At 68.7% G+C, this 25743-nt stretch carries 30 protein-coding genes; 16 read left to right on the top strand and 14 right to left on the bottom strand.

What is annotated here, in order from left to right:
* The first annotated feature begins 67 nt into the window (after positions 1-67).
* The 3 genes from AB0I21_RS26510 to AB0I21_RS26500 all read left to right on the top strand — a co-directional run bounded on the left by AB0I21_RS26510 (position 68) and on the right by AB0I21_RS26500 (position 2968).
* Positions 68-1366 (top strand): histidine kinase, encoded by a 1299-nt coding sequence (locus tag AB0I21_RS26510; RefSeq protein WP_360565062.1) that lies wholly within the window; start codon positions 68-70, stop codon positions 1364-1366.
* Positions 1363-2028, top strand: coding sequence for a response regulator transcription factor (locus AB0I21_RS26505; RefSeq protein ID WP_360565060.1), 666 nt, complete (start codon positions 1363-1365; stop codon positions 2026-2028). Before AB0I21_RS26510 ends, AB0I21_RS26505 begins: the two co-directional genes overlap by 4 nt.
* Positions 2029-2428: 400 nt before the next feature.
* A complete protein-coding gene (locus AB0I21_RS26500) occupies positions 2429-2968 on the top strand; it encodes a hypothetical protein (protein ID WP_360565058.1) in 540 nt (179 codons plus the stop codon).
* A gap of 148 nt (positions 2969-3116) precedes the next feature.
* Here AB0I21_RS26500 and AB0I21_RS26495 read toward each other — a convergent pair whose 3' ends face one another.
* The 3 genes from AB0I21_RS26495 to AB0I21_RS26485 all read right to left on the bottom strand — a co-directional run bounded on the left by AB0I21_RS26495 (position 3117) and on the right by AB0I21_RS26485 (position 5084).
* A complete protein-coding gene (locus AB0I21_RS26495; protein ID WP_360565057.1) occupies positions 3117-3923 on the bottom strand; it encodes a hypothetical protein in 807 nt (268 codons plus the stop codon).
* On the bottom strand, positions 3924-4364 hold the full coding sequence (locus AB0I21_RS26490; protein WP_360565055.1) for a hypothetical protein: 441 nt from the start codon (positions 4362-4364) through the stop codon (positions 3924-3926).
* A 180-nt stretch (positions 4365-4544) separates the two neighbouring features.
* The gene (locus AB0I21_RS26485; RefSeq protein ID WP_360565053.1) at positions 4545-5084 is read right to left on the bottom strand and encodes a hypothetical protein; all 540 of its coding nucleotides are present in this window, start codon (positions 5082-5084) and stop codon (positions 4545-4547) included.
* A 375-nt stretch (positions 5085-5459) separates the two neighbouring features.
* On the opposite strand from AB0I21_RS26485, the gene AB0I21_RS26480 reads away from it, so the two are divergent.
* A complete protein-coding gene (locus tag AB0I21_RS26480) occupies positions 5460-5930 on the top strand; it encodes a hypothetical protein (protein ID WP_360565052.1) in 471 nt (156 codons plus the stop codon).
* 231 nt (positions 5931-6161) lie between these two features.
* Here the strand turns inward: AB0I21_RS26480 and AB0I21_RS26475 are convergent, their stop codons facing one another.
* Both AB0I21_RS26475 and AB0I21_RS26470 read right to left on the bottom strand, forming a co-directional pair.
* Positions 6162-6965, bottom strand: a complete 804-nt coding sequence (locus AB0I21_RS26475) for a hypothetical protein (protein ID WP_360565050.1) — start codon at positions 6963-6965, stop codon at positions 6162-6164.
* 72 nt (positions 6966-7037) lie between these two features.
* Positions 7038-7922, bottom strand: a complete 885-nt coding sequence (locus AB0I21_RS26470; RefSeq protein WP_360565048.1) for a tyrosine-type recombinase/integrase — start codon at positions 7920-7922, stop codon at positions 7038-7040.
* A gap of 28 nt (positions 7923-7950) precedes the next feature.
* On the opposite strand from AB0I21_RS26470, the gene AB0I21_RS26465 reads away from it, so the two are divergent.
* From AB0I21_RS26465 to AB0I21_RS26450, 4 genes are all read left to right on the top strand, one after another.
* The gene (locus tag AB0I21_RS26465; protein WP_360565046.1) at positions 7951-8442 is read left to right on the top strand and encodes a winged helix-turn-helix domain-containing protein; all 492 of its coding nucleotides are present in this window, start codon (positions 7951-7953) and stop codon (positions 8440-8442) included.
* Positions 8421-9035, top strand: coding sequence for a transposase (locus tag AB0I21_RS26460; RefSeq protein WP_360565045.1), 615 nt, complete (start codon positions 8421-8423; stop codon positions 9033-9035). The genes AB0I21_RS26465 and AB0I21_RS26460 overlap by 22 nt, the downstream gene beginning before the upstream one ends.
* A gap of 43 nt (positions 9036-9078) precedes the next feature.
* Entirely contained in the window at positions 9079-9546 is a 468-nt protein-coding gene (locus AB0I21_RS26455) for a hypothetical protein (protein ID WP_360565043.1), read from the top strand.
* Positions 9547-10070: 524 nt separating this feature from the next.
* Complete coding sequence (locus AB0I21_RS26450) at positions 10071-10505, top strand: DUF4259 domain-containing protein (protein ID WP_360565041.1); 435 nt, start codon at positions 10071-10073, stop codon at positions 10503-10505.
* A 246-nt stretch (positions 10506-10751) separates the two neighbouring features.
* Here the strand turns inward: AB0I21_RS26450 and AB0I21_RS26445 are convergent, their stop codons facing one another.
* Positions 10752-11456 carry a transglutaminase domain-containing protein gene (locus AB0I21_RS26445; protein ID WP_360565039.1) on the bottom strand — a complete coding sequence of 235 codons (705 nt, stop codon included), beginning with the start codon at positions 11454-11456 and terminating at the stop codon, positions 10752-10754.
* Positions 11457-11854: 398 nt separating this feature from the next.
* Here AB0I21_RS26445 and AB0I21_RS26440 point away from each other — a divergent pair, with 398 nt between their 5' ends.
* Genes AB0I21_RS26440 through AB0I21_RS26430 form a run of 3 tightly spaced genes read left to right on the top strand, consistent with a single transcriptional unit; the run spans position 11855 to position 13648 of the window.
* Entirely contained in the window at positions 11855-12100 is a 246-nt protein-coding gene (locus AB0I21_RS26440; protein ID WP_360565037.1) for a hypothetical protein, read from the top strand.
* 2 nt (positions 12101-12102) lie between these two features.
* A complete protein-coding gene (locus tag AB0I21_RS26435; protein ID WP_360565035.1) occupies positions 12103-13023 on the top strand; it encodes a hypothetical protein in 921 nt (306 codons plus the stop codon).
* Positions 13024-13027: 4 nt separating this feature from the next.
* The gene (locus AB0I21_RS26430) at positions 13028-13648 is read left to right on the top strand and encodes a hypothetical protein (RefSeq protein ID WP_360565033.1); all 621 of its coding nucleotides are present in this window, start codon (positions 13028-13030) and stop codon (positions 13646-13648) included.
* A 422-nt stretch (positions 13649-14070) separates the two neighbouring features.
* Here the strand turns inward: AB0I21_RS26430 and AB0I21_RS26425 are convergent, their stop codons facing one another.
* Positions 14071-15528 carry a VWA domain-containing protein gene (locus tag AB0I21_RS26425; protein WP_360565031.1) on the bottom strand — a complete coding sequence of 486 codons (1458 nt, stop codon included), beginning with the start codon at positions 15526-15528 and terminating at the stop codon, positions 14071-14073.
* Between the two features lie 512 nt (positions 15529-16040).
* Here AB0I21_RS26425 and AB0I21_RS26420 point away from each other — a divergent pair.
* Positions 16041-16652: a hypothetical protein gene (locus AB0I21_RS26420; RefSeq protein WP_360565029.1), complete on the top strand. Its 612-nt coding sequence runs from the start codon at positions 16041-16043 to the stop codon at positions 16650-16652.
* 216 nt (positions 16653-16868) lie between these two features.
* Here AB0I21_RS26420 and AB0I21_RS26415 read toward each other — a convergent pair whose 3' ends face one another.
* From AB0I21_RS26415 to AB0I21_RS26395, 5 genes are all read right to left on the bottom strand, one after another.
* Complete coding sequence (locus AB0I21_RS26415) at positions 16869-17177, bottom strand: hypothetical protein (RefSeq protein ID WP_360565028.1); 309 nt, start codon at positions 17175-17177, stop codon at positions 16869-16871.
* A 233-nt stretch (positions 17178-17410) separates the two neighbouring features.
* Positions 17411-17719: a hypothetical protein gene (locus AB0I21_RS26410; protein WP_360565026.1), complete on the bottom strand. Its 309-nt coding sequence runs from the start codon at positions 17717-17719 to the stop codon at positions 17411-17413.
* A gap of 203 nt (positions 17720-17922) precedes the next feature.
* The gene (locus AB0I21_RS26405; protein ID WP_360565024.1) at positions 17923-18975 is read right to left on the bottom strand and encodes a hypothetical protein; all 1053 of its coding nucleotides are present in this window, start codon (positions 18973-18975) and stop codon (positions 17923-17925) included.
* 361 nt (positions 18976-19336) lie between these two features.
* A complete protein-coding gene (locus AB0I21_RS26400; protein WP_360565023.1) occupies positions 19337-19537 on the bottom strand; it encodes a ClpX C4-type zinc finger protein in 201 nt (66 codons plus the stop codon).
* A gap of 425 nt (positions 19538-19962) precedes the next feature.
* Positions 19963-20091, bottom strand: a complete 129-nt coding sequence (locus tag AB0I21_RS26395) for a hypothetical protein (RefSeq protein ID WP_360565021.1) — start codon at positions 20089-20091, stop codon at positions 19963-19965.
* Between the two features lie 7 nt (positions 20092-20098).
* Between AB0I21_RS26395 and AB0I21_RS26390 the strand changes: the two genes are divergently transcribed.
* Positions 20099-20728 carry a hypothetical protein gene (locus AB0I21_RS26390; RefSeq protein ID WP_360565019.1) on the top strand — a complete coding sequence of 210 codons (630 nt, stop codon included), beginning with the start codon at positions 20099-20101 and terminating at the stop codon, positions 20726-20728.
* A gap of 230 nt (positions 20729-20958) precedes the next feature.
* Here AB0I21_RS26390 and AB0I21_RS26385 read toward each other — a convergent pair whose 3' ends face one another.
* On the bottom strand, positions 20959-21132 hold the full coding sequence (locus tag AB0I21_RS26385) for a hypothetical protein (protein WP_360565017.1): 174 nt from the start codon (positions 21130-21132) through the stop codon (positions 20959-20961).
* 93 nt (positions 21133-21225) lie between these two features.
* On the bottom strand, positions 21226-22488 hold the full coding sequence (locus AB0I21_RS26380) for a hypothetical protein (protein ID WP_360565015.1): 1263 nt from the start codon (positions 22486-22488) through the stop codon (positions 21226-21228).
* A gap of 205 nt (positions 22489-22693) precedes the next feature.
* On the opposite strand from AB0I21_RS26380, the gene AB0I21_RS26375 reads away from it, so the two are divergent.
* From AB0I21_RS26375 to AB0I21_RS26365, 3 genes are all read left to right on the top strand, one after another.
* Positions 22694-23314: a DUF6518 family protein gene (locus AB0I21_RS26375; protein ID WP_360565013.1), complete on the top strand. Its 621-nt coding sequence runs from the start codon at positions 22694-22696 to the stop codon at positions 23312-23314.
* Positions 23315-23621: 307 nt separating this feature from the next.
* Positions 23622-24914, top strand: a complete 1293-nt coding sequence (locus AB0I21_RS26370; protein WP_360565011.1) for an IS110 family transposase — start codon at positions 23622-23624, stop codon at positions 24912-24914.
* Between the two features lie 377 nt (positions 24915-25291).
* Positions 25292-25477: a hypothetical protein gene (locus AB0I21_RS26365; RefSeq protein WP_360565009.1), complete on the top strand. Its 186-nt coding sequence runs from the start codon at positions 25292-25294 to the stop codon at positions 25475-25477.
* The last annotated feature ends 266 nt before the right edge of the window (positions 25478-25743 follow it).

Below are 25743 nucleotides of genomic sequence, written 5' to 3'. Positions count from 1 at the left end.
GTGCGCCATGCCCGGGTCCGTCGTACGACAGACGCGCCGGCCCGGCGGCGGACCGTAGGCTTGCCCGGTGGCAGGACAGGTCCTCACCGCGGCACGCCGGTTTGCCGGTCGGGCGGCGCTACGCGACGCCTCGTTCGCGGCCGGCCTGCTCGCCGCGGTCGCGCTGCTGGGCCCCCCGTACCAGCGCGCCGTGGTGCTCTGGTGGATCGCGACCGGCGTCGCCGTGATCGCGGTGGGGCTGCGCAACCGCTGGCCGCTCGCGATGCTGGTGGTCAGTACGGTATGCGTCGCGGCGCACGTGGCGCAGGGCTCGCTCATCGGCGGGTCCGACGCCGCCGTGCTGATCCTCGTGTACACGGTCGCCGCCCGCCGATCGCCGGCGACGTCCCTGGCCACGCTCGCCGGCGTCCTGCTGGTCCTGCTCTGCTGGAACGGGTACTTCGCCCTGCGCGGACGGTCGGCACCAGGCATTCCATTGATGGCCTTCCAGGTCAACAACGTCGAACAGGGCGCGGGCCCGGCGTTCGAACGGACCGAGTTGATCACCGGCGACAACGCCGGTGGGGCGGCCCGGTGGAGTGGCCCGGCCGTGCTGGGCGGCGCGCTGGTCGCGGCGTGGGCGATCGGCTCCGGCAGCCGCAGCCGCCGCGCCTACCTCGACCAGCTCGCCGCCCGGGCACGGGACCTGCAGCGCGAACAGGACCAGCGGGCCGCCCTCGCCATGGCCGCCGAGCGCGACCGGATCAGCCGGGAGCTGCACGACGTCGTCGCGCACGGCCTGTCCCTCATCGTGATCCAGGCGCAGGGCGGCGCGGCGGCCCTGGACGACCAGCCGGCCGAGACCCGGGCCGCGCTCGATGCGATCGTGCGCACCGGCCGCGCGTCCCTCACCGACATGCGCCGGGTCCTCGACGCACTGGGCGAGGGCGAGGACGCGTGGCACCCGCCACCCGGACTGGCGCAGCTGCCCACCCTGGTCGACCAGGTACGCCGCGCCGGCACCGGGGTACGGCTGCGCATCGATGGCGTGGCCGCGCCGCTGCCCGCGCCGCTGGACCTGTCGGCGTACCGCGTCGTGCAGGAAGCGCTGACCAACGTGATGAAGCACGCCGGCGCGGGTTCGTCCGCCGACGTCGTCCTGTGCTACCGGGAGACCGAGCTCGACATCGAGATCCGCAACGGTGCCGTCGGAGGCGGGGCCGATGGCGGCGGCAAAGGAGGTGGCGCGGTGGTGGCCGACGGCAACGGCCTGTCCGGCATGCGGGAACGGGTCCGCCTCTTGGGGGGACGGTTCACCGCCGGCCCCCGGCCTGACGGCGGGTTCCAGGTGCGGGCCAACCTGCCGATCGGAAACAGGCAAGCATGATCCGAGTGCTGCTCGCCGACGACCAGGCACTGGTCCGTACCGGATTCCGGCTGATCCTGACGCAGGCGCCCGACATGGCGGTGGTCGGCGAGGCCGCCGACGGGGAGCAGGCCGCCGCCATGGCGCTCGAGCTGCGGCCGGACGTCGTGCTGATGGACGTCCGGATGCCATCCGTCGACGGGGTCGAGGCCACCCGCCTGATCCGGGCCGGCGGGGCGGGCCCGACCCGGGTCCTGATCCTGACCACCTTCGACCTCGACGAGTACGTCTACGCCGCGCTGCGGGCCGGCGCCGGCGGCTTCCTCCTCAAGGACACCCTCGCCGCCGACCTGCTCTCCGCGATCCGCGTCGTGGCCGCCGGCGACGCGGTAGTGGCGCCCAGCGCGACCCGCCGGCTGCTCGAACGATACGTACCGGCGGGAGCACCGCGGGCCGCCGTCACCGACCCCGGTGTGCTGACCGAGCGGGAACGCGAGGTGCTCACGCACATCGCCCGAGGCCTGTCCAACGCCGAGATCGCCGACCGGCTCCACCTGTCCGAGGGCACCGTGAAGACCCATGTCAGTCGCGTGCTGGCCAAGCTCAACCTGCGCGACCGGGTCCAGGCCGTGGTGTACGCGTACGAATCCGGCGTCGTCCGCGCGGGAGCCGCCGACCATTGAGTCAAATCGGCCGGGCACTCGGGCTGGAGCCGACCCCCGAGCAAATACGCAGCGGCCAGCGGTCCTGGAGCGCACGTTCGACCAGCTCGCCGAGGCGATCCGCGCCGAATAGCCGTCCAGCCCAGGCCCGTGGGCTCCAGCCGGATGGACTTTCACAACGCACGCGCGCGAGCAGCAAGCGGCAGCCACGCGCAAGATCAGGTGCACTGTATTCGGCAGGACAGGAAGCCTCGGCCTCCCAGGAACTGGTCACGGCCGGTGACGAGCTCGGGCCGCCCATCGCGCACCATCGGCGACAGATCAGTAAGCTGATCTTGGGCTCATGCAGTTGCAGCGGACCTCATGACCAAGGCTTGAAACCGCCTGGACCCGCACCACGGCCACGGGTCATGATCTGGCGGTGGCTGACATGCTGCAGCCGGTTTGGTTTCCGAACGAGACTGGCCGCAACGATCAAGAGAAGGCGTTCCTGGACCAGCTCCGCCTGCAGGCCGCCAGTTGGCGCATCGAGGAGCTTTCGCCGCAAGACACGTCATCACAGCGGTGGCTCACACCGCTGTACATCGACGTGGAGGTACCACGCGTTACGATTCCCCGGAGCACGCTCCAAGTCGCCTACTGGACCAGCGGCTCGTTCGGCTCCGCTCTGCACGGCGTCTGGGGTGACGACTACCTCATGGATGACCATGACGGCAACGACCCGGAGGATCTCACCGTCGTAGGCGTGCACGCCACCCCGAAACAGTACGCGACGTGGACTGCTGACTGGCTGCTACGCCAGCTGCACCGGCCCGTCATCCGCGAGGAATGGCTGCGCCACGACCGCGTCGTGGCCACAACATGGCGCCTGGATGACACCGGCCACATCCTCGGCAAAACCGGACTCACCCCGCGTCGCCTGCTACGCCGCAAGCCCGACCGAGTCGTCAACGTCCGATAAACCCAACCGATCCGTGCACGTGGCGCTGCATGATCGAGGTCCTTGACTCGTGCGCGCGCGATACGCGGCATGAGCGCGCAGCTGATCAAGCGCTCGGCTCGTCGGGCGCCACGACGCCAGTGTTTCGACGCCGCCGCTTCGATTGTGGCTACGGTTGCGGGTACGTCTTCAGCAGCCGGGCCGCCTCGGCGCGCAGCTCCGCGCGGGTGAGACCGCCACCGAACATGGAGTCGGCGACCAGGTCCAGGAACCGGATGAACTCGTCGGCGCCCGCCGGTGGGCGGCCGTCCAGCGGCTCGAGGTCGCCGGACCTGCGGAGGTTCCATTCCTGGATCACCCGTACGCTGGCGTTGTCGGCGCGCCGCCAGCACTCCGACCAGTCGAGGTCGTTGAGCTCGACGGCCGGGTACACCGTGTCCATCGGCACGAGTCCGAGTGCCGGCACCAGTGCGTCCACGACCGACTCGTCGGTTTGGGTGCCGATCGCCTCGGCGATCCGTGGCGCGCTGGTGTCGAGGCCGGCATCGGCGGCCCAGCCGGCCAGGCGGTCCGCCAGGCCGGCCAGGTCGTTCGCCGGCACGTCGACGCCGGCGGGCAGCGGCACCGTGGAGTCGTCGTGGTGATCGAAGATGCAGCCCTTGTCGTTGTCCTCGGCGTCGGCGAAGTGCGCCAGCCACAGCCGGCCGTCAGGGGTCGCGCCACCGTACTGCAGGCAGTAGCTCTCCTTGATCTCCACAGCCAGCACCGGCGCGCCGGTGGCGACCGCCAGCGGCACGGGCCCGCCGTGGATGGCCGGCCACTCGTGGTGCATCGGCGTCATGAGGCCGGCCAGCTGCCACCCATCCTGGTACCGGTCGATAAGCATGCACCGGCTGCCGAACGCCGACCGCATGCCGGGCACGTGCGGCAGCAGCGTCGCCGACCGGGCCAGCACATAGGTTCCGTAGAAGCCCACTCAGCGCCCCGGAGCCTGGCTGACGCGGGTCGTGAAAAGCTCGGTCCGGTCGCGGCGCAGCTCATCGGCGATGCCCTGGACGGCGGCCCGCGGGTGGATCGTGCACCCCTCGCCGGTCACCGTCTCGTCGATCGCGCCGAGTGCGGTCGTCACCGACCCGGGGCTGACCATGCCGGTGATCCGGTCGTGGACGTGCCCGACGAACCCGGGCGGTATCTGACCCCAGCGCCAGTTCTCCACGTCGACATTGTCCGGGGTCGCCCGCAGCACGAACCGGAGCACGGCTTGAAACGGCGGCGGCACGTCCCGGGCCAGCCGGGCCTCGGCCTCCTCGGCGGCGTTGCCGCGCCACGGGCCTGGGCGCTCCCCCCACTGCAAGGCACGCGCCACTGCCAGCTTCGCGGCGATCCGCTCCGGCCGGACATGATCGACTTCAGACACCGGCCCAGCTTTGGGGCGTGCTGCGCGCTGCTCAATGGGCCAACGCATCGGCAGTTCAGCGCGCCGGACGCCGCGTGACCTCATCACGCGGCGTAACGGACGCGGTCGAACCCGCGCTCACCCTCGGCGGCATGAGGGTGCATCTGATCGAGTGATCCTGACGACTGCCGGGCGCCCCCGTCATTCCCTCGGGTGGTGCCCGAAGGTGGCCATCTGCGCGCCAGTCGCCTTCTCGTACTGCAGCACGTCGCTGAGGCCCACCCGTCGCCCGTCGGCCAGGCTCCGACACGACGGCCACATGATCGATCGCAGTCCCGGATGCTCGACAGCGCGGAGCGATGCACTCGACTCCAGTTCCACCCCTTTCTCGTCGCACCAGGCAACGACAGCGGCCCAGAACCGGTCCACCGATTCCCAGCCCTCCACCGTCCGAGGTCCTCGCAACGGCAACAGCTCCTCGGTGGTGAGCAGGCCCTCCGTTCCGTGCGACGCCGCGTTCTGAAGATCCTCCAGGAAATCCAGCGCGACACGCGACGCGTCGCCCTGCTCAACGAGCAAGTCCTCGACCACGGCAAGGGTCGCCGCGACCCGCCCGCTCCTGCGACGTACCACCTCCATGACGACATCCCGCACGGGGATCTCACCGCCGGCGGTGGGCAGCCCGGCGGCGGCCATGAGCCGATTGACGGGAGTCGGCGGTCGCCGCTTGAAGAGTCCCACTGCACCACCTCGATCATGGCGGCGTCCGAGCGACCGCCCTACGGTCGCATGATCATGACAGCAGAGTCCGTCCGTGCCAATCAGCTTCCTTCTCCTTGGCAACGCCTGTCGGCCGTAGGCACGGACCACCACTCGAGCGGATTGCGGCATGTCCGCGCATCCGATCATGGTGTTGGTGCTCGGGGCATGCCGGCCGTCCTGTGGAAGACGGGGTGGCGGAGGGGCTTGGCTGCGCGGCGCGTGACCCGCGAGCGGGGTCAGGTCTGGATTCGCACGCCGGGTGCCGCAGTGCGCCGCTGCGGCGCGGGCGACCGCGCTGCACCCGGCCCCGGAAGCGGGGGCGGGGCAGTGTTCACGCGCCGGTACCCTCGCCGGATGACCTCCAACGACGATCCGACCGACAGGCGCGCCCGATTCCACCAGCTCAGCGCCGCCGTGCGGGAGAGCGGGCCCGATGACGACCCGGCGCTGCTCGCAGCTCTGCTCGCCGATCCTGACCGGCTCATGGCGGAGTCGGTGCTGATGTCTCTTGTGGACGCCCGGGCCGAAGGGCTGGCTTCGGCGGCGTCGTTCGCCGCGTGGGCGGAGCCGGTGGTGGACGCGGTGGGCGCCGACGGGTTCATCGCGCGGCGGGTGCAGGAGTGGGCCTTGTTCAAGGCGCTGCAGTCCGGCGAGCCGGTGGATCGCGAGGCGTTGGCGGCCGCGTCAAACTGGCTCCAGCGCAAAGTGGTCGAGGAGGCCGACTCAGCCGCGGTACTGGCGGTGCTGGGCGAGGCCGGCCGCACGAAGCGGGTCCGCAACCTCGCGAAGACCCGCGCCGGGCGTCTGCGATCCCCGGGCCGGTGACCGGCAGTCTCCGCCGCACCCGGCCCAGAGCGCCCGCCACCGAACTGCACCGGCGCCCTCCGGACCCTGGGCCGAGCGTCGTTGACCACGCCCTGTTGACGGTGTTGGCGGCGCCGCCGCGGCGGGACCCTTGATCGACCGCGCACCAGCCACTCTCCACGATGGCACTCCTCGTGGCGATGTACCACAAGCTACGCACTGACGGCGGCATGTGCGGACGTTGCTTTCGGTTCAGGGCAAGGAGTTGGGCAGGTCGGCGAGGGCAGTGAGGTCGTCGCCGGGCTCGACAGGCCATGCGTCCAGGCCGGGTGCGGTGAGCATGGCACTGATGAGGTCCGCGGATCCGCCGACGAGGGTGGAATCGAAGTCGATCTCTGTGCTGACGCACCAAGAGTGGTTAGCTGGCCAAAGCAGACTGGGTGATTGCGGCTCGAACCCGCTGGGAGACCCATGCCAGCCCATGTCCAGTGCCGCCTGCAGCGGTCCGCGGAAGAGCAGGTAGTTGCGGTGGGGCAGGCGCAGACGCGGCATCGCCCACACCTCACCGGACACTCCAGGCTCCGGTGCAGGTGCTGGCTGGGTATGGCCGTCGTCACTGCTGGAGAGGACCTTCACTCCGGCACCGTCGACCCAGCCCCAGCCTTCCCACAGCGCGTGGAAGCAGTCTTGCCCGCCGTTGACGGGAGCCAGGACGTCGATCAGCGCACTGAGCGCGGACGGGGCGAGTCTGCCCACCTGCACGTCGCCGTCGGTCCAGAGGCCGGACGGGGCTGTCGCGACTGCGGCCTCGGCGGTAGGGGTGGCGATGGCAGCCCATTGCATGAGGGCGTGCGGGATGCGTCCGGTGAGCTGGCAGACCTGCGCCCACGTCAGCGGTGTTCGGCCGTCGTAGAGCTCGACCGGGTGCAGGACGCGGGCATAGGCCGCGAAGCCGTGCGGCACCACCGAGCCGACCGTCCCATACGGTCCGCGCAGCCGCTCGGCGATCCAGTCGCCCGCGGACACGTCCGCGATGGGTTCGAGACCACCCTTCATACTCACCCCTTCAGCATGCTCGCGAGAACATTGCGCAACGCCCCCTATTCGGCATGGTCGCGAGCCGCGGTGTCAGGTGCCGGAGGCCATGTAGGTGGCGAGGATGTAGTTGGGGTGGCGGTCGAGGTTGTTGCGTGCCCGGTGGTAGCGCATCGTCGTGCGGGGGTCGGCGTGGCGGGCGGCGATCTGCACGTCGCGGAGGCTGACGCCGGCGTCGAGCATGGTGGTGACGAACGTGTGTCGCAGCATGTGCGGGTGCATTCTGGGCAGCCGCACGCTGGCGGCCGCGGCGAGGTGCCTGAGCCGCAGGGGCGCGGCGTGGCGATCCATCCGCCCGCCGAGCATGTTCCGCAGGATCGGTCCGTCGACCCGGTCGCCGATGGCGCGTTCGATCGCCCGGGCGACCGCTGGTGGCAGCGGGATCGGGACGACGTTGCCGCCTTTGCCGCGCACGCGCAGGACGCGGTGGCCGTGCTCCTCGCCGAGGTCGGTGATGTTCGACCCGCAGGCTTCGAAGATCCGTAGCCCGAGCAGGCCCGGCAAGGCGATCGAGGCGAAGTCGTTCGGGTTGGCCGACAGTCTCGCGGTGGTGATCAGCGTCTCGAACTGCGGATGCCCGAGCCCCAGGGTCGGTGACTCGGCCGGGACGGTCGGCCGGCGGACGTAGTCGGCGGGCGAATGCGGCAGGATGCCGTCGATCACGCATACCCGATAGAAGCCGGTCACGATCGACAGTCGGCGGGATACCGTGGACGGCTGGTAGTGGCGGACCTCCTGCAGCCAGCGGACGTACCGTTCGATGTCGACCCGGGCCGCGGCGAGCGGATCGAGGTCGTGATCGGTGCACCAGCGCAGGAAGACCCGCAGGTCCGACTCGCTGTGCAGCCGGGTCTGACCGCGATACAGATCTTGAAAGTCTGGGTTGATCGATGCGTTGTCGGCGTGTCGACGTGACATTGTTCGATGGGTTTTGTAGGCCGGAGGTATGAGATACCCGGATGGTGGTGGTCTGTCCGCGCAGCAGCGGGCGAGGCGGGAGCAGGTGCGGTTGCAGGCGGCGGGTTGGTTCGCCGAGGGTGTACCGGTGCGGGAGGTCGCGCGCCGGTTGCGGGTGTCACAGACGGCGGTGTTCGGCTGGCGGCAACAGTGGCAGCGGGGTGGTGAGCCGGCGCTCGCCTCGAAAGGGCCTGGCGGCAACCGGTGCCGGCTGGACGGTCCGCGGTTGCGGCGGCTCGCCGACGCCTTGGACGAGGGTCCGGCGGTGCACGGGTTCGGCGCTGATCAGCGGTGGACCCTGTCGCGGGTGTCGGACCTGATCGCGCGGATGTTCCGCACCCGGTACACGCTGCGCGGCACCGCGTACCTGTTGCACCGTATGGGGTTCAGCGTGCAGGTACCGAAGCACCGGCCGGTCGAGCGGGACGAGGACGCGGTCGTGACCTGGCGGCGGGAGGTGTGGCCGGCGGGAAAATGGTAGCGGCGCAGCGCGACGCGTGGCTCGTCTTCGAGGACGAGGCGGGTCAGACGCTGCGCCCACCGAAGGCCCGCACCTGGGGCCGCCGCGGCCACACCCCCGTGGTTCCGGTGTCCGGCAAGGGATCCGGCCGGATCTCGATCGCCGGCCTCGTCTGTGTCAAACCCGGGCAGCGGTCCCGGTTCATCTACCGCACGATTGTCCACCGTGGACGCAAAGGCGAGCGGCGCAGCTTCTCCGAGACCGACTACATCCGCCTGCTCGACGCCGCGCACCAGCAGCTCGGCGGTCCGATCGTGCTGTGCTGGGACAACCTCAACACCCATGTCAGCGCCGCGATGCGGCAGCTCATCGCCGCCCGGGACTGGCTGCACGTCATCCGGCTGCCCGCCTACGCACCGGACCTCAACCCGACCGAGGGGGTTTGGTCGCATCTCAAGCGCAGCATCGGCAACCTCGCCGTCCAAGGCGTCGATCACCTTCAGGCGACAGTCAAGCACCGACTCAAGCGGATTCAATACCGGCCCGATCTCATCGACGGCTTCCTGGCGCACACCGGCCTGATGCTCGAATCGGACTCAGCTCGCCGGCGGTAGCCCCAGTCTGGACACCGGCGGATCTGCGCGAGAATGGCAGCTCATGAGTGACTTCTACGCCTCGGCGATCCCGACCAACGCCACCTGGCAACCGACTCCCGAGGCGGCGAACGAGGCCGAAGCATACGTCTGGCGAGTGTTCCCGGACCCCGACGGCGTACAACAGGAAGTCACCGTGGAGTTCTACGACCGGATCACCGCGGTCGACGCCGGCGAGAACCTTGAGCGGATCACCTGCCCCCGCTGCGGGAGCGACATCCCCGTCGACTGGTACTCCGACCTGTTGGAAGAGACCGAGGGCGAGTTCGACAACCTGAACGTGACCGTGCCCTGCTGCAGCGCCCCGGTACCGCTCGACACCCTGGGGTTCGACTGGCCGTGCGGCTTTGCCCGTTTCGAGATCGCTGTCGCCAACCCGGCTCGCGCCGAGTGCCAGTTCAACCCAGACGAACTTACCCAGCTTGCGATCATCCTCGGCCATCCGGTCCGCCAGATCCTTACCCACATCTAGGCACACACCGCAACCGGCCAAGTCTCTCGGCCTGGCCTCGCATGAAACTGTAATACAGTGCCAACCACCGAAAATACGACACCAACGCCGAAAGCCCACCACGAACCCGCCATACGCTGAGTATCCCATTGCGAGTCGCGCGTTCATCAGCACGACCGGGCGCCGAACCTGTGACCTGGCCGCGGCCTCGCGCATCTGATTGACGGTCCCGGCAGGCAATCGCCTCGCCGCTGCAATTCCAGCCCCTGGCTGGCTCGGCAGTGCCCTGACAGAAGCTCGGCTCAAGACATCGTCCGCGTACAAGATCGCATACCCGCTCATCGGCCACGAGTGTGCGCAGCTGCACGGTTCGACGCGCACGGGCGCTCACCACGAAGCGTGATGACCTTCAAGCCCGCCGCCGCGCAACATCTGCGGCATGAGCGCGCACGTGATCGAGGCCGTCCGGCCATCAGGAGGCCTGCATCGTCGTGCATGGCAGGCGTGATGACGAGCTTGCCCACCGGATCGGTGATGATCGTGGCGTGGGAACTTGGGACATGGGTCCGCTGGACAATGACACCGCTGCCGACTGGTGCCGTGAGCTGCACGATGCTCCGGCGGGCCGACGGGTAGCGATGGTTCGCCAGGCGTTGACCGTCGTGGTCGGTCACGATGCCGGAACGTACCTGGACAGCGACTTCGCTGTTGAGGCGATCGCGGCGGCGGCTGTCATCGCTACGCAGCTGCCCGGCGGCCCGCGCCTTGACTCCCCGTACGTGCCGGACTTCATCAAAGCCGGCGGCAGCGTCGACGTGCCGGACGGGCTGCCGTCGTTGGCGTTACGGGCGTTGGACCGTATCGATGGCGCCAACTCGGAGCTGCCGGGACTCTGGGAGGACGGCTACGCGGCGGTACTCGAGCGACGTCGACCGATCCGCGCCGCCCTCGAACGAGCGGCTGGCGCGTCACCTGGCTGAACCCACGACGCATGCGGCCGTTGGCCTGCTGCCCGCGAGACGCTCGACCAGCGGAATGAGCGGAAGTGTGATCTTGAGAGAGGTTAGGCCCCTGGATCTGGATGGCTGGGATAGCCGAGGGCGGGAGCGCCGGAAGTTGTGATCATCAGTCGTCCCGTGCCCGGGGCACCCGTCGGTCGGCGATGTCGTGTTGGTGCAAACCAATACCGGAGATCGGGAAATGCAGCTCGGTCTCACCTGTTGAAATCAGTTTGGTTGATTGTGCCTCGCTGTCCAGCGGTTCAGGATCGGTGCGGTGAGGGTCCGAGCTCCCCAGCACATGGTCTGGCCGTGTGTGGCGAATAGTTGATCTCGGGAGTCAAAGTGGCCGAGGTCGGCAAGGACTGCCGCGGACAGGTCGCATGCCGAGCAGGCGCCCGGTGTGCTGCTGACGCCGTCCCAGTCCACAGCCGTGCGTGCCACCGCGTCAAAAAGTGTCTCACCGCCGCTGTTGGTGAAGGCGTCACCGCTGGCACTGAGTTGCTCGACGGAGCCGAACAGCTCGGTCGTGGAGACCCATCGGCCGTCGAGATAGAACTCGGGCCAGGCCAGCAGTACCTCACTGGGGACGAGATGGCGGAACCGTGTGAAACGCGGGTACCAGAAACGCCCGTCTATCAGCAGTGCCCGGCAGCGGGTGGCGACGCCAATCGCCCGGGCAACCGCTTCCAGCACCGCGAGTCGTTGGCTGCAGGACCCACGGCCACGAGTCAATGTTTCTGAAACCGGCTGTTGATCATCGACGGCGTAGACGGGTCGAACCCGGGCCGCGATGAGACCGTGCGCACGACGTAGCCGAGTCAACGGATCGATGGCGGTTTCGAGGTCGGCCATCAGCTCGAGTACCGGGACGCTGGCCAAGTCGAGGATCGGCGTCGCCGCGGTACTGCCGGTGCTGGCGGTAGCGGACACGGTCCGAGCCTGCCACCAGGGGGTAAGCATTCGGCTAGTCACAAGATCACGACAACCGGACGACGAGCTGACTCCAATTGCCGCCATGTCGCACGGTTTGGATCGAGCCCTACCATGATGAAGCTCCTTTTTTGAACCTGTTCAAAAAAGGAGCGTACCATCGGAACGCCGGGTTGCGGGGGGCGGCTACCCCAGAAGATCCAGTGTGCGCTCACCGGCAGTTCAGCGCGCCGGTCGCCGCGTGACCTCATCACGCGGCGTGACGGACACGGTTGAACTCGCGCTCACCCTCGGCGGCAGAAGAGGATGCCGTGTGCCGAGTCGTATCCCTCGCTCTGGTCGCGCATCTGGGCCCGGAATTGTCACCGGTGGTCGGGCGGGCAGAGGACACTATCGCGATGATCGGCGATTGGGTTCAGTGGCAGGTGTCAGCGTTCCTTGCCCTGCAAGGCCATGGTGTCGGCTCGTGGCAGGGCATCGAGATGGCCGTTCGCGGCGATGACAACGACTTTGAGTTCGGCGGCTCGGACATACCGTGTCTGCAACTGCTCAGCCTGCGTATGACGCTCGGCGACGACTCATCAGTCGTCGTCACCGCGTACCAGGACGACGATGCGGCTGAGATCGCGGTAGTGGAGGGGTGACGATGGCTGACACGCTGGTGATGGACGTTCAACTGGACGTCGACGCGTCCGCCGGTGCGTTCGCCGAGTTGACCTGTCGGTGGATCGACGAGATGTCTGCCGCCATCCGTCCGCAGGTTCGTGCCGCGCTTGCCGGTCAGCCGGCGAAGTTGGCGGCGTCGGGTGAGCCGGGCACGCCGTTCGGTGTGCTCGGCGTGACCCGTGGCTACCGGGAGACGACCCGCAACTGCAGTACGGCCGGTCTGCAGTGGCTGTGGGCAGAGTTGGGCAAGGGGCAGCCGTCGCGGGCTGACCTGTGGTGCGGTGTGCATGACGAGCACGGCGCCCGCCGCTGGCAGACTCTGGTGCTGGACGTGACCCACGACGCGGTCAAGTCGCCGGGGTGGCTGGCCCTGTCCGGCAATCCGCTGGTGTCGTCGTTCCTCGACCCAATGACCGGTCTCGACGAGCAGCGGCTGTGGCTGGAGGCATTGTTCACCTTCGCCGACCGCGTCAATCCCGGGTTCGGTCACATCAGCCTGTACTACGACGGGGGAACCACGGCGTTGGAGCGGGCGGTGCCGACCACGATGCCGTTCGCCGCCCGGTATCGCGAGTATGCCCTCAACGAGTGCCGTCGGTATCTGCGCGGGTATTCGTGGGTGACGATCGTGCCGGAGGAGTTGCTGCCCCGGGTCGGTGGTGTGTCGCGGTTGCGGGACAGTGGTGCGTTCACGCAGGTGCGGCCGCTGGCCGGCGGTGGCGTGTGGCTGCAGGCGACCGACGACTACCGCGAGTTCGACGACGTAGCCCTCGGCCGAGTGTTCGAGGCGGTGGCCCCGGCGCTGCGTCCCGGGCTGCCCCGCGACCTGGGGCGGCCTATGCACGGCGAGAACCCGTTGCGTGTCGTCCTGCGCGACGCTGCCGAACTTGGGGCGGAGTGACACGGTGGGCACGAGCTACGAGACGATCCTTGTGGCGGCAGACCTCGATGCCGTCGTGCGGGCCGTGACCGCGACTGGTGCTGAGGCGGTCGTCGTGCCCGTCGCCGACCGGCGGGTGGCGGTCGTGCCCCGTGAGGGCGACTACGACGTCGCCGACGTGCGGCCGGTCGCGGCGGCGGTGAGCGGGCAACTGCGCTGTCCGGTCCTGGTGTCGGAGGTGTCGGACTCGGACCTGGTGGTGTGCCTGGTCTACCGTGACGGCCACCGCGTCCACCGGTACGTGTCGAAGGTGCAGATGGCGGTCGAGTGGTTCGAGGACGATGACGGCCGGTTCCGGGCCGAACTGGACGGGGAGGTACTGCCGGACGGGGCGCCGGTTCCGCAAGGGCCGGCCGGTGCCGACCCGGCCGCGTTCGCCGTGTTCGCCGCCGATGTCGCGGACCCGGACCGAATCGGGGTGGCGCTGCGCGGGGAAGCCGACCCCGAGGACCTGGTGTTTGCCGAGCGGCACCACGAGTCGATCATGCGAAGCCTCGGCCTGCCGACGGCGGCGCTGACCGTCGGCTACCGGCATTTGGCGGTGGACCGGTTCCCTGGCGCAATGCGCATCACCGGCCGTAGCTGATCTGCGGGCGGTGGTGGGGTGAACGCCACACCTTCGCGGGTCTCGTTACTGTAGGAGTCCACGCGCCGACCATGACCTCGATCCACTCGCCGCGGTCCGGGTGGAATCGGGGACCCGCCGCTGACGGCTGGGACGATGGTGGCAGCCATAAATCACCGTGCGTCACCCGGGGTAATGAACGCTAGTGCGCGTGTGGCTGCAGATCCGCACACCAAGATCGTGGTCAGGAGATCGCCGCCGCTGTGGCCACGGTTGTCGTCACGGTGCCGCCGGCCCGCGCGGCGGTCTCCGGCGCGGTGAGCGGGAGAGCGCGGCTGGGGGCCGATGGCTCCGTAGCGGCGTCACGCACGGGCTGGAGGGCGTCGCGACGCTCGATGAGGCGGCTGGGATCGCCTGGTCGAACCCGCCGTGGCACTCGGCGCTCAGGCCGGCGGCAGCAGACCCGCCTGGCGGGCCCGGTGCAGCCAGCCCGGATACTCGGCCATCATCAGTTCGAACAGTTTCTCATCCGCGATTGCCGTCGGGCTGCTCACCGAGAAGAAGTCGGCGTTGTCGAGGTACCTACCGTCGAGGTCGTCCAGCCTGTCCAGGAATGCGACCCGTCCGCCCACCGCCATGAACTGCCAGAAGATCGGCTCGTACGAGCTGGACCGGAGCTGTTCGACGGCGACGTCCTGGTCGTCCGGCTCGCCGTCGGTGACGAACATGACGTACACCGGCGTCGGGGCGGCGATCGGCACGCGCCGGTACGCGTCGCTGCCGAAGTACTTCCGGCGCACGAGTTTCATCGCGGCGCCGTACCGGGTGCTCCACGCCAGCTTTTTCGGGTTCACTGCGCGCGCCACGTACTCCTGCGCGTTGACGAGGGCAAGCGGCCCCTTGTCGGACGCTCTACTGCCGAACACGAACACGTCCACCCGCTCGTCGTCATCGAAGCGCATGCCCAGCGCGAGCACCCGTTCGGCGAGCGCCTGTACCTTGTTGCTGCTGTAGTGCGCCTGCATGGAGTTGGAGATGTCCAGACAAAGCGCGACGCGGGCGGTGTGTGTGTCGAGGCCACGCTTGGCGAGGCTGACGGCGGCTTGTTTGGTGAGCGAGAAAAGGTACGGGGACGTGGCGGCAACCCGCCTCTCCATGCCCATGATCCGCTCACGCTTGCGGAGATCGACGGGCGTCGACGCTGGCCCGGCCGGGGGCGGTGGCCAGGCCGGTGCCGGAGCCGCTGGCGCGGGCAGAACCGGCGGCCCAGACGAGACCGGCGGCCCGAACGGAACCGGCGGCCCAGACGGAACCGGCGGCCCGAACGGGACCGGCGGCCCGAACGGGACCGGCGGCCCGGGCGGGACCGCGCGTGCCGGCCCCTCCTCCTCAACCACCGTCACGCCGAAGTCCTGCGCGAATCCCGCTAGCCCCGACGCGTACCCCTGCCCTACCGCACGCAGCTTCCACTCGGTGCCGCGTCGGTACACCTCCGCGAACAGGAACGCCGTCTCGCTCGCCGCGTCGCCGACCTGGAACCGCGCGATCTCGGCCCCGCTCACCGCGTCCAGCACCGCGAGGTGCAGCCCCGGCACCGACCCGAACGTGCCACCGTCGGTCGAGCCGCCGATCACCACCCGGTCCACGGCCGGCGGCAGGCCGGCCGGGTCGATCGCGAGCGTCTCACCACCCGCCGCCTTGCCTTCGTGGCGCACCGCGCCGCTCGGATGCGCGGGCTGGTTGTAGAAGACCATGTCCGCGTCGCCACCCACCTTGCCGCCGGCACCGAGCACCAGGACACAACCGTCCACCTCGGGCACACCCGCACCCGGACGCCAGCCGATCACGACGCGCATACGCGCAACCGGCAGCGTCATGTTCTGCCCCTTGGCCAGCAGCATGACGCAAACATAACGTCGGGCAACAACTGGCACGATCAGCTGCACGGTCGTCACCAGATGAGTGCGTCGTGGTCGACCACGGTGAGGGTGCGATGCGAGCACCGACAACGGGCCAGCCGTCACCGCACGAGGCCCGCTCGGAACCACCAACCTGCAACCGCTCTGGCGGCTCGAACACGAGGTCAACCCACGCATCAGCCCAGCTCAACCCAGGCAACGGCACGGTCAAGCCGTGCAGGTTTGTCTCTAGCCGGGGGCCCGTCACAGAACCGCAAACGCGCAGCGCAACCGGTCGATCGCTGATCGTAGAAGCCAGTTTCGCGTTCAAGTAGACGATTGAGGATGCCCCGGCTCAGCGGCCGGGGCCTCCTCGCGTTGGCTCGATGTACGGGAGCCCAACGCGCCCGCATCGCGGCATAGCGCGCAGCTGATCAAGGTTGATCCACGGCGGCTGGCTGCGGCACCTGGTCAAAGGGCAGTGAACGGTCGATGCGCCCGCTATCGTCTCGGTCATGTTGCGTCGGATCATTGCCGTGGCTTCGTGTGGTGTCGTCCTCGCTGGCTGCAATGGACCGACCGGAGCTGGCACCGCAGAGCCCAAGGCATCGCCGGCGGAACGCTCGATTCAGGCCCGCTGGTGGGAGTGGGCCGCCACCGAACCCGTCGACACGAATCCGGTTGCCGACCGCGCCGGCACGCACTGCGCACGCAACCAGCCCGGTGATGTGTGGTTCCTTGCCGGTACGTTCGGCGGTCAGGTACAGCGGCGTTGCGCTGTACCGCTCGGCGTGCGACTTGTCGCGCCCGCGATCAACCTGGTCAGTGGCGACGAAGACGACTGCCGCAGCTTCATGGCCGGCGTCACCGGCTCGATCCAGTTCGACGGCGCGGAGGTACCTCTCGAGCGCATCGAGCGCGAAGCCATCACGTTCATGGCCGGGCCGGGCAACCCGGTAACCGACACCTCGGGCAAGACCCGAGGCGATGCATGCGGGCTCTGGGCCCGGATCGATCCACCCGCTGCCGGCGAACACAAGGTCCGCGTCCACGGGAAGTCGGGCACCTTCGAGGTGAATGCGCATTACACGTTGGTGGTGACGGCAACGAGCCAGTCCGCGGCATAGGCGCAGGCGCTGCCCGGTGCTGTGGTTGGCGGTCCGGGTCAGGGTGTACTGGGACTGGTCCGGGTCTAGCAGCCCGGTCACACACGAAGCGCCTGGCATACGAGTCGTGGACCAGGGCAGCGGCGTACAGGGGGCGCCAGTCGCCAGCGAGGCGCCGCACGCGGTCGGCGGCAGATGAGGATGTCGGTGCCGGCCCGCGGTTGATGACGTCGTCGATCAAGTGTTACAGCCCTCGATGCACTGCCATCCGTCGGATAGGTTGCCGGATCGGAGGATCGACGCGGCTGCTCCACGAGGCGTGACCAGGGCTGTGTGACCGGTGGGGATCTCGTCGACCGCTCTGCCGTACCAGCTGATTTCGGTCAGCTCAAGGTCGATCGGATCCGGCGAGTCGCTGACCCGGCAGAACCGCGCACTGCGAAAAACCGGCCCGCGGAGGTTACGCACGGTCGCAGTCGCCTCGGCCCGGTTGAAGGCCCGAAGTTCACAGATCTGCAGCTCCACTCCGTTTGAGATGTCTTCCACCCGTCGATGATCCCTGACCTGCCCGTTGAACCGCGTGGGCAAACGCGACTCGGTCGATGCTCGCGTGGCTAACTGCTGCTCATCGGCACGATAAGAAGCGTCGGCGTCGCCGAGGACTGCCGCTCGGTTCGACGACCACGGTGCCGGCGCCGCGCGCAACCAGCGGCATGAGAGTGCATGTGATCAACCTGTCAGGCCTTTAATGCCAAGCAGACCAGCCGGGCTGAGCTGGCCTACTGGCGTACGACGTTTGCCCGATCTAGTCGCCATTGCGCGGCTTCTCGATGCTGCGGGCCGAACAGCGGCCGCCAGTACGGGTCGGTGATCGCATACTCGATAGTCAGCTCTGGGCGCCCGGCACGAACAAGGCGTTCGAACCCTGTCTGGATGTCACCGCTCACGACAAGCCTGCGGGCGGCCTCTACCGCGCCGTAGTTCTTGATCATCGTTTGCCATGCGGTCGGGTGGTAGGGCGGCGACAGCTTGCTGCAGGCGTCGATTGCTTCCCAACAGGCCGTCTCGAACTCGTCCTCCAGAGACATGCGGCGAGTCTCGCGGTACCTGCTGGTGTGGACAATCGGCGAGTCGGCCAGAACACGCCACACCCGACGCGTAGCAGGGCTTCGGCCGCCCGAGCATGCGATCAAGCGGCAGATGAGTATGCGCTTCCGGAGCTCGCCGGTTCGGTGGAGGACGTCAAACCGTTGCAGCATCCGCTGCCTGCCACGCCTGAGCGCAGCCACATTTACGGAACGGTGTAGCCGCCCGCCGGCGCCGGATCGTCCGCAGGCCGTGGATTGGCTGCCGTCCAGGATTGCTGACCCTGATGCGGGCGGCGGCTGGCCGGTCGCAGGAACCGCTCGTTGCGCGGGTCGGCCAGTCCGGCGAACCCGCTGAGGGTGGCCGTGATGCCGGCTACGGTGGTTACGAGCATCAGCGTGCCGATCAGCTTGAGGTCGCTGTCGAGGAAGGAGCTGTGGCGCACGCCGGTGGCGGTGGTACGGGTGGCCCAGTACAGGGACAACACCTGCAGGAGCAGCAGTAGCACCCCGGCGATCCGGGCAATATGCGCCCCATTCGGCCAGCCGCGCCCGGCGACCCACGCCGCGAAGCACGCGCCGGCGGCCGTGACAGCCATCGCGCCGACGCCGGCCAGAAAGATGAGGCCTGCAGCGCTGGCGAAGTCCGCCAGACCGCCGCTGCCCAGGCCGCCGCTCGACAGGCCGCCGCTGATGGTGAAGACGGCCCCGGCAAGACCGAGCACGCCGCCCACCGCGAACCGTGACACCGCCGCCCGCAACGGTGCCGGCGGTCCAGCCCGGCCCGCCTGCTCGATGCCGGACTGGTCGGTGCCGGTCGCCGCGAACGCCCGGCGGGCGGCCGGGACGCCGAGGCTGACCACCGCCCCGGCCAGGCCGATCATGGCCGCCAGCACGCCGAGCGCGCCGACCCATGCCGGTAGGCCGATCCGCACGACGAAGTCCCAACTGCCCAGCAGGCGCCCGCGATTGGCGTACTGCACCAGGGTCACGCCAGACCCGACGCCGCACAGCCATACCAGCGCGGTGCGCCCGGCGTCCCGGCCCGCCAGCACCAGCCCCGCGCACACCAGCACCCCCGCCACCAGCAGGGTCGCCGGCAGCATGGCTTCGAGCACGGCGGCGGTGAGCAGGTCATCGAGCATGTCGGCGGGGAGGGGATCGCCGACGTACGGGGCTGACAGGATCACGTAGGTGTCCCGGACTCCGATGTAGGTGCCGTAGAGCAGGACCGCCAGGCCGAGGACGGCGAGGCCCACCGAGGTCAGCCCGAAGGCGACCGCGGTGCGCGATGTTCGGGACATCCGCGCACAGTACAACCCGCGAAGGTGCGGCCACCGCCTGCGGTGATCAGCGCGGTGCAGACGTCGGACGGTGACGGGCAGCTGGCTCCGCCAACACCGCGCCCACGATGCGGCCCTCACGAAGGCCCGACCTCAGCCAACTGACGTGAACAAGATCCGCCGATGTACTGGAAAAAGGTCCATACCGTCATCATTTCTGATGAATGCACGCAGCCCGCGGATCCTTGGCCGCATGCCGAGCACGGACCGTAGCGAAGGTTGAGAACCACGGCGCTCTTGCTCGGCGGCATGAGCGGACGGTGCGACATCGAATTTGCTAGCTCTTCAACGGCCAGCGCTGAGACCAGCCGCCGTGCGGTGGTGTCAGCCCGACCTCCTCGTCGAAGATCTCAGCGCACTTCGCGACGCACACCTGGCAGATGATCGGCCCGGCCTCGGTGGATACGACCCGGACATGCCGGTTGTGGCGGCCGCACAGAGAACAGGTGACGTCGCTGAACTGGGACGGATCATCCACCCGACGAGAGTATCGGCTCCATGCAGCGAGCACTGTCCGCGGCTATGAGCGGATACAACCGACGCGTCGTGTCGCGCGTCTCGGCGAGCGCGTCCCTGACCGTGACCTGGGCGCGGTCGCAGACAAACCGCGCAACCGCGTTCGGACTGCGGCTGCTGCCCGGCACGTAGACGCCGAGGAGCATCAAGCTGCGCAGCCGTGCTACGACGGAACGAAGCACACCGATCCGGACAGAGCGGAGGTCATGCCCCCATTGGGCAAATGTGTCCTGAAGGGTGGTCCCCGCAGCGGTCGTGAAGTCCGCTGGAGCTGGAACCCGCACCTGCGGCGGGTGCCGAGCCGAAGCGTCGCACATGCTGGCCAGCGCCGGCCGCATCCCCGTACCCTGCCGGGATGTTCTCCGTGATCTTCGACGGCATCGGGCGTCATCCGCGTTCGGTGACCGGAGGTCTGGTCCTGATCGCGGTGGGATCCGTCGGGGTGCAGCAGCTGGCGGCGCCGGACAGCGACACCAGGTACGCGATTCCGGCGGTGCTGTCGTTGCTCGTGCTCACGTTCAGCGTGCTGGCGACCGTCGCGATGGTCCGGCCCCGGCCGGCGGCGTTCGTCGTCGATGCCCGGTCGGCAGCGTTTCGTACCGTTCCGCAGCCCCGTCAGGTTTTCGCCGCTGCCAGCATCGCGTTGATCAGCACGGCCCAGGTCACCGCCCGGATGGGCGCGCATGGCCGGGAGGACGATCCCGGCTGGGACCCGATGTCCAGGACGTTGGACGTGCTCGCTGTCGTGCTGGTCGTGCTGGCGGCGCTGCTCGTTGCGGCGGCATGGCGCGGCAGCGGTGTGTGGCTTGACCGGGACGGGCTCACGGAACGCAACCCGCTCGGCTCCGTCACCGTGCCGTGGGACGCCCTGTCGCCAAGTTCACTGCCGCCGACCACACCGTCCGCCATGTCAGTGCGGCTCGAGTACACCAAGCCCGAACTGGTCCGCCGCCGTGGACTGGCCACCAGCCGGCGGATCAGCACGGACACCGTCAACGCGCTGTTCCTCGTGCACACCCTCCACTACTACCTCACGCATCCTGAACAACGGCAGGCCATCGGCACCGAATCCGGGTACGCCGACCTGCTGCGGCTGCTGTACGGCGCGACACCGCGTCAGCCGGTCAACGGGCACACCCGGCGAACCCCATGAACACGTCACCGCCTGGACGTTGTTCGACAACGACCGATGACTGCCGTGCCGTCATCGGTCCACCACGACCGCGCGGCGTGGAGGACGGTCGAACCGTCAAGACCCGACTCGCGATACTTCGAAGCGGGCCGGATTCATGGCTTCGTTCGTGAGTTTGGGCGCCACCGTGGGCAGCAGCTGCTGGGTGCGGTGGTGGCGGCGTTCGGGGTGGCGCTGGTGCCGTTCACCGGTTACATGAGTTGTGCCTGTGCGACCGCCGGAGCCGCCTCGTCCGGGACGTCAACCAGCACACCGTCGCTGGTGCTCCGGGCGTGGTAGACGGCGAAGCGCCACTCGCCCTTCGGGTTGTACAGCACCAGCGCACGAGCGGTGGACTTCCATGCAGGCCGTTCCGACTCGGACACGTTCATGACGATGCCAGAGACGACCTGCACACGCCACCAGCACCCCGGCTCGCGAGAGGATCGTGGCTAGATCCGGATAGCGGTTCTTGCGTGTCACCCGGCTCGGTGCACGAACGCTGGAGCGTCGGGATCGAACTGGTCGGGCGAGGTGCGCTGGTGTGCGGCTGGCTGGTGAAGGCACCGGCTGAGCCAGTGTTGAACCCAGTGATCTGTCTCGACTCGCTGCATCCGACGCAGGCGTGAGTGCAGCCGCGCGAGGTCGTACCGGCGGACCGCGGCGACGCCATGTGACCGCAGCAACGGGTCGGGATCGTCCAGCAGCCTGCCGGCTTCATCCTCAAGTACGTGCTGCGGGACGCCCTTCGCCGTGATCTCCCAGGCCAGGTGGTACGCCGCGCAACGGCGCTGTTCGACATCGGGACTGGACAATTCCGGTGCGACATCAGCGAAGGTCAGTTTGCGGAGTTCGGCAAGGGCTCGCAGGTCCGATCGTGGTCGTGATCTGGCGTACCGCGCGACCGCGTCGGCCGCCGCCTCCGCGTTGTCCAGCCGGCGGTAGCGGTCGCGGGTCGGCCACCGCAGCAGAGACAACAACTGTGCCCGAACGCCGGCGTCCTCGTCGCTGCTCACGGCGTCGGCCACGGCTGTCCAGCCCCGGTCGCTGACCGCCGCCAACTGCAGCAGCGACTCGCCGGCGCGGGCACGCCGCTGCGGTGATGCATCGCCGGCGAGTACCGCGACCAGAGCCGGTTCATCGAGCGGAAGCCGTTCCCCGAACCAGCCGACGTCGTACCCCGCAACGGCTTCGTACAGCCAACGCTCGTACCAGGCGAGGAAGCCGGCGTCCTCGGCCACGTATGGGCCGACCGGTCCGTCGATGTCAAGGTTGAACAGCCGTCCTCTGGCCGGCCCGGTCACGACCAACCGTGTGCACAGCGAGCATCCGTGCCACGCGATCCGCAGCGTGCCCCGCAGGAATACCCGATCCGGGCCGGGCGGATCTTCGTACCGCTGCTCCCAGTCGCCGAAGTACCGCGGTCCGGGAAGATACGGACTGGGCAGGGCCAGGTGCCCCGGCTGGCACCCCTCGTCATCACAGGAGTCCAGTAGCCGCAGCATGCCACCGCCAGGCCCCGCTCCGCCGTCGCCCAACTCCGTGACGAACAACCGGTACGCTGCGGGAAGCGCGACCTCGTGACGCTCCTCCCAATCGACCACAGCCGCCTCAGCAGCAGGCGCACCGAGGTCGAACCTGTGCCCGTCCACACCGAAGGCGTCCGGCAACGTCGGCAAGGCGCGCGCCGCCGCCAGCTTAGCGGCGATTCGCTCCAGCCGGACATGATCAGTATCAGACACCGGCCCAGCTTAAGACGCACTGGACCCCGCTCACCGGACGCGCTCATCGGCACGGGCGAGCACTGCGCTCGTGGTCCGACACGCCCGCTTGCTGTCACGAAGCGTGACGGTCTGGATGTCGGCGGCCGCGCGTAACCTGCGGCATGTGCGAGTGTGCCGTCTTCCACGCGCACTGCCGGGCAACGGTATGCCAGCATCCACTCCCATGGCGTTCAGAAGTAGCTTCCTGTTGGCGGCCCTCGGCGGCGTGGCCTTGGGCTCAGTGTCGCTGCTGCTGAACGGTGTCCTGCCCGGCGACTCCAGCCGCCTGGTCAACTCCGGCGCGATCTGGGTCGTCGGTGCGTTCGCCGCCGGTGCCGTGCTGCGCGACGGCGGTTGGCGGACCTGGCTCGCTGGTACAGCGGTCCTCGTCGGCGCGGTCGCCGGCTTCTACGGCTCGCTGGTGGTGTTCGAGCACCGCGCCGTGAGTCCGGCCGTTGTCACCGGACCGGCCGGGTGGGCGCTGGTCGGCTTGGCCGCGGGACCACTGTTCGCCACAGCGGGGGCATGGTGGCGTGACGAACGGCGCGCCCGGCGGGTGGCCGCACTGTGCCTGTTGGGCGGCGTCTTCGTCGCGGAGGGGGCGTACCTGCTGGCCAGCCACCGGCCGCTGGGCGAAGCCTTGCTGGTCTCGGTGGCCGGCGCGCTCGTCCCGCCCGTCCTGGGCCGCGGCGCCCGCGATCGGCTGTACGGTCTCATAGGTCTGGTACCGGCTGCCGTCGCCGGATTCGGTGGATATCTCGTCCTCGACGCCGTGCTGGACGTCGCGTTCACCCGCGCCGGCTGAGTGTTACCCGCCGCGCTGGATGCGGACGAGGAGCGGTCCAGTTGGGATCGTCATCGCCACGTCCCTGAACGGCCAGGACTCAGATCCCTGTGCGGCGAAGCCATGATCTCGTTCACTGTCATCGGCACGAGTGCGCACGGGCCCGAGAGTCACGCTGGCCCCAGCGGGGTACGGAGCGTCACGATCACTGATGAGCCGCAGCGCGCGATCGGCATAGAAAGACGTTCTGCGTGTCGATGCAGGATGTAGGAACGTCCTCCTGATGCGCTTGTCGGGCTTGGTGTCCCATCGCAGGAGGAGGACGTTCATGGGTAACGGTAGCGGCGTGTCCCGGGGTGATCGCAACCGCAACGGGCGCCTTACCCGGCTGCGGTTGCTGGTGCCGGTCTCGAACGCGATCGTCGGTATCGATCTGGCGGATGAGAAGCAGATGGTCGTGGTCACCGACCATGACTCGAAAGTGTTGGCACGTAAGACATTCAGATGCCATGCGTGGGATCTCGGGGTGGCGTTGGACTGGGCGGGTAATCAGGCTTCGTCGAAGGGCTTCGCGGGGGTGACGGTGGCGTGCGAGCCGACCGGTCACCGTTGGCGGGTGCTGGGTCAGTTGGCCGCCGAGCGTGGGATGCCGTTCGTGTGTGTCCAGCCGATGTTGACGTCATGGGCGCGGCGCAGCGAGGATCTGACCTTCGACAAGACCGATGAGAAAGACGCTGTGATCATCGCCCGGCTGGCAGCACAGTTGCGCTGCTACATTCCCGAACCGATAGATGAGACGTGGGGCCGGCTACGGCATCTGGGCGCACGTCGGGTGCAGCTGCTGGTGGAATCGGGCAGCCAGGTCCAGCAGATGCGAGCGCTGCTGGAGTGTGTCTGGCCCGCTGCGTTGTCGACCGCACGGCAACCGTTTCGTTCCTTGACCTGGACCGCGGCGATGAGCGTGGTGGTGCAGCGTGACGGCGGGGACCTGGCCCGGACCCGCCGGCTGGGCCTGGAACGGCTGGAATCGGCGGTGCGCCGGGAGATCGTCCGACGGGGTAGGCAGAAACCCTGCATGCGTATCGTCCGTGCGCTGTTCGCGGCGCTGAGCGACCCGGCCGGTGTCATCACCCACCGCCGGGGCGCCTTGGAACGGGTCGCGCTGCTGCTGGGCGACTGGCTTGAGACCCACCGCCGGCTGACCGACACCGAGACCCGGATGACAACGGTGCTGGACGACCTCCAACTGACCGACCTCGTCACCTCGATCACCGGCCTGTCCGCGATCGGCGCGGCGGCGATCCTGGCCGAGACCGGCGACCCGAACAGGTTCGCGTCCGCCCGGGCGTTGGTCAAACACGCCGGTCTGGCACCACGGGAGAAACTCTCCGGCACTTTCGTCGGCCGCACGAAACTGACCGGGCAGGGCCGCCCCGGACTGAGGTTGGCTGCATGGCGGGCGGTCTGGGGCGCGCAACGCGCCAACCCCGTCTACGCCGCCAGATTCACCCACCTGACCACCAGAGAGCAGAACAAATTCACCGCCACCCAAGCCCAAACGGTGATCGCCGCGGCGATCCTGCGGCAGTTGCACGCCGTCATCACCACCGGCCGCCGCTGAGACCCGGTCATCGCCACTCACGGCTCCCAACGTCGCACGGTGATACCTATCGCCGCCTAACCTGAACAGACGGCCCGTCAAGCTGGGTCGGGGCGAGCCCCACGCGGCATTGAGGAACCACGGCTACCTCGACGCACATCATGGGCAGCCCCGCCCGTCGTCTCTTCAACCCGATCACACGCTGCCGGGACCAACCCCATTAGCTATGCAGGGACAGACGACGGACGAGGCACCGACCAAGCCTTGACACAAAACGCCTTACGCTGATGTGCGCGCAAGCGATCAAGTCCAGGCGGATCTCCTCAGTCACCGCCGCCCGACTGGCGAGAGGGGAGGCAGCGACGGAGTCATGGCTGATCGAGCTCTACTCTGTACGGATGGAACGCGGCGAAGATGATCAGGTACAGCGCTTGACCAGCGATCCGACCAAGGTCACCTTGGAACAGTGGTTGGCCTCTCGTGGTACCCGCACGGGAACATTTACGATCAACGGTGTCACCTACACCGATTTCAATGAGGTGGAGTGGCGGCGAGCCAACAACATCTGGCGGCGACCGCAGTAAGCGTGCGGGTTGGTCTGTGGCCTCAGCAGCACGCCGAGTGGTAACCGCACAACGTCGAGTCCCAGCCTCAGTCGTCCGTAAGGCACCGGCGTGCGTCAGCCACGGCGGACGGCGCCGCCTGGGACGCTACGAGACGTGACGATCTTCGGTTGACCTGCCCACGCCCGGGTCGCGGCAGATGAGGATGTTCAGTCTGGGTAGCCGCCGAGCGGGTCGATGGTCATCGTCTTGTGCTGGGGATGGGGCGACAGCCAGCCGGTCGATTG

This window comes from Dactylosporangium sp. NPDC050588 (assembly GCF_040654975.1).
GTDB classification, from domain to species: domain Bacteria; phylum Actinomycetota; class Actinomycetes; order Mycobacteriales; family Micromonosporaceae; genus Dactylosporangium; species Dactylosporangium maewongense.
This window is presented reverse-complemented; position numbering and strand designations above follow the sequence as displayed.

Excerpts from the sequence above, each read along its gene's own strand:
- AB0I21_RS26505 (WP_360565060.1), top strand. The coding sequence starts at position 1,363 with ATGATCCGAGTGCTGCTCGCCGACGACCAGGCACTGGTCCGTACCGGA.
- AB0I21_RS26480 (WP_360565052.1), top strand. The coding sequence starts at position 5,460 with ATGACCTCCAACGACGATCCGACCGACAGGCGCGCCCGATTCCACCAG.
- AB0I21_RS26475 (WP_360565050.1), bottom strand. The coding sequence starts at position 6,965 with ATGAAGGGTGGTCTCGAACCCATCGCGGACGTGTCCGCGGGCGACTGG.
- AB0I21_RS26470 (WP_360565048.1), bottom strand. The coding sequence starts at position 7,922 with ATGTCACGTCGACACGCCGACAACGCATCGATCAACCCAGACTTTCAA.
- AB0I21_RS26465 (WP_360565046.1), top strand. The coding sequence starts at position 7,951 with ATGAGATACCCGGATGGTGGTGGTCTGTCCGCGCAGCAGCGGGCGAGG.
- AB0I21_RS26455 (WP_360565043.1), top strand. The coding sequence starts at position 9,079 with ATGAGTGACTTCTACGCCTCGGCGATCCCGACCAACGCCACCTGGCAA.
- AB0I21_RS26440 (WP_360565037.1), top strand. The coding sequence starts at position 11,855 with ATGATCGGCGATTGGGTTCAGTGGCAGGTGTCAGCGTTCCTTGCCCTG.
- AB0I21_RS26435 (WP_360565035.1), top strand. The coding sequence starts at position 12,103 with ATGGCTGACACGCTGGTGATGGACGTTCAACTGGACGTCGACGCGTCC.
- AB0I21_RS26425 (WP_360565031.1), bottom strand. The coding sequence starts at position 15,528 with ATGCTGCTGGCCAAGGGGCAGAACATGACGCTGCCGGTTGCGCGTATG.
- AB0I21_RS26420 (WP_360565029.1), top strand. The coding sequence starts at position 16,041 with ATGTTGCGTCGGATCATTGCCGTGGCTTCGTGTGGTGTCGTCCTCGCT.
- AB0I21_RS26410 (WP_360565026.1), bottom strand. The coding sequence starts at position 17,719 with ATGTCTCTGGAGGACGAGTTCGAGACGGCCTGTTGGGAAGCAATCGAC.
- AB0I21_RS26375 (WP_360565013.1), top strand. The coding sequence starts at position 22,694 with ATGGCGTTCAGAAGTAGCTTCCTGTTGGCGGCCCTCGGCGGCGTGGCC.
- AB0I21_RS26370 (WP_360565011.1), top strand. The coding sequence starts at position 23,622 with ATGGGTAACGGTAGCGGCGTGTCCCGGGGTGATCGCAACCGCAACGGG.
- AB0I21_RS26365 (WP_360565009.1), top strand. The coding sequence starts at position 25,292 with ATGGAACGCGGCGAAGATGATCAGGTACAGCGCTTGACCAGCGATCCG.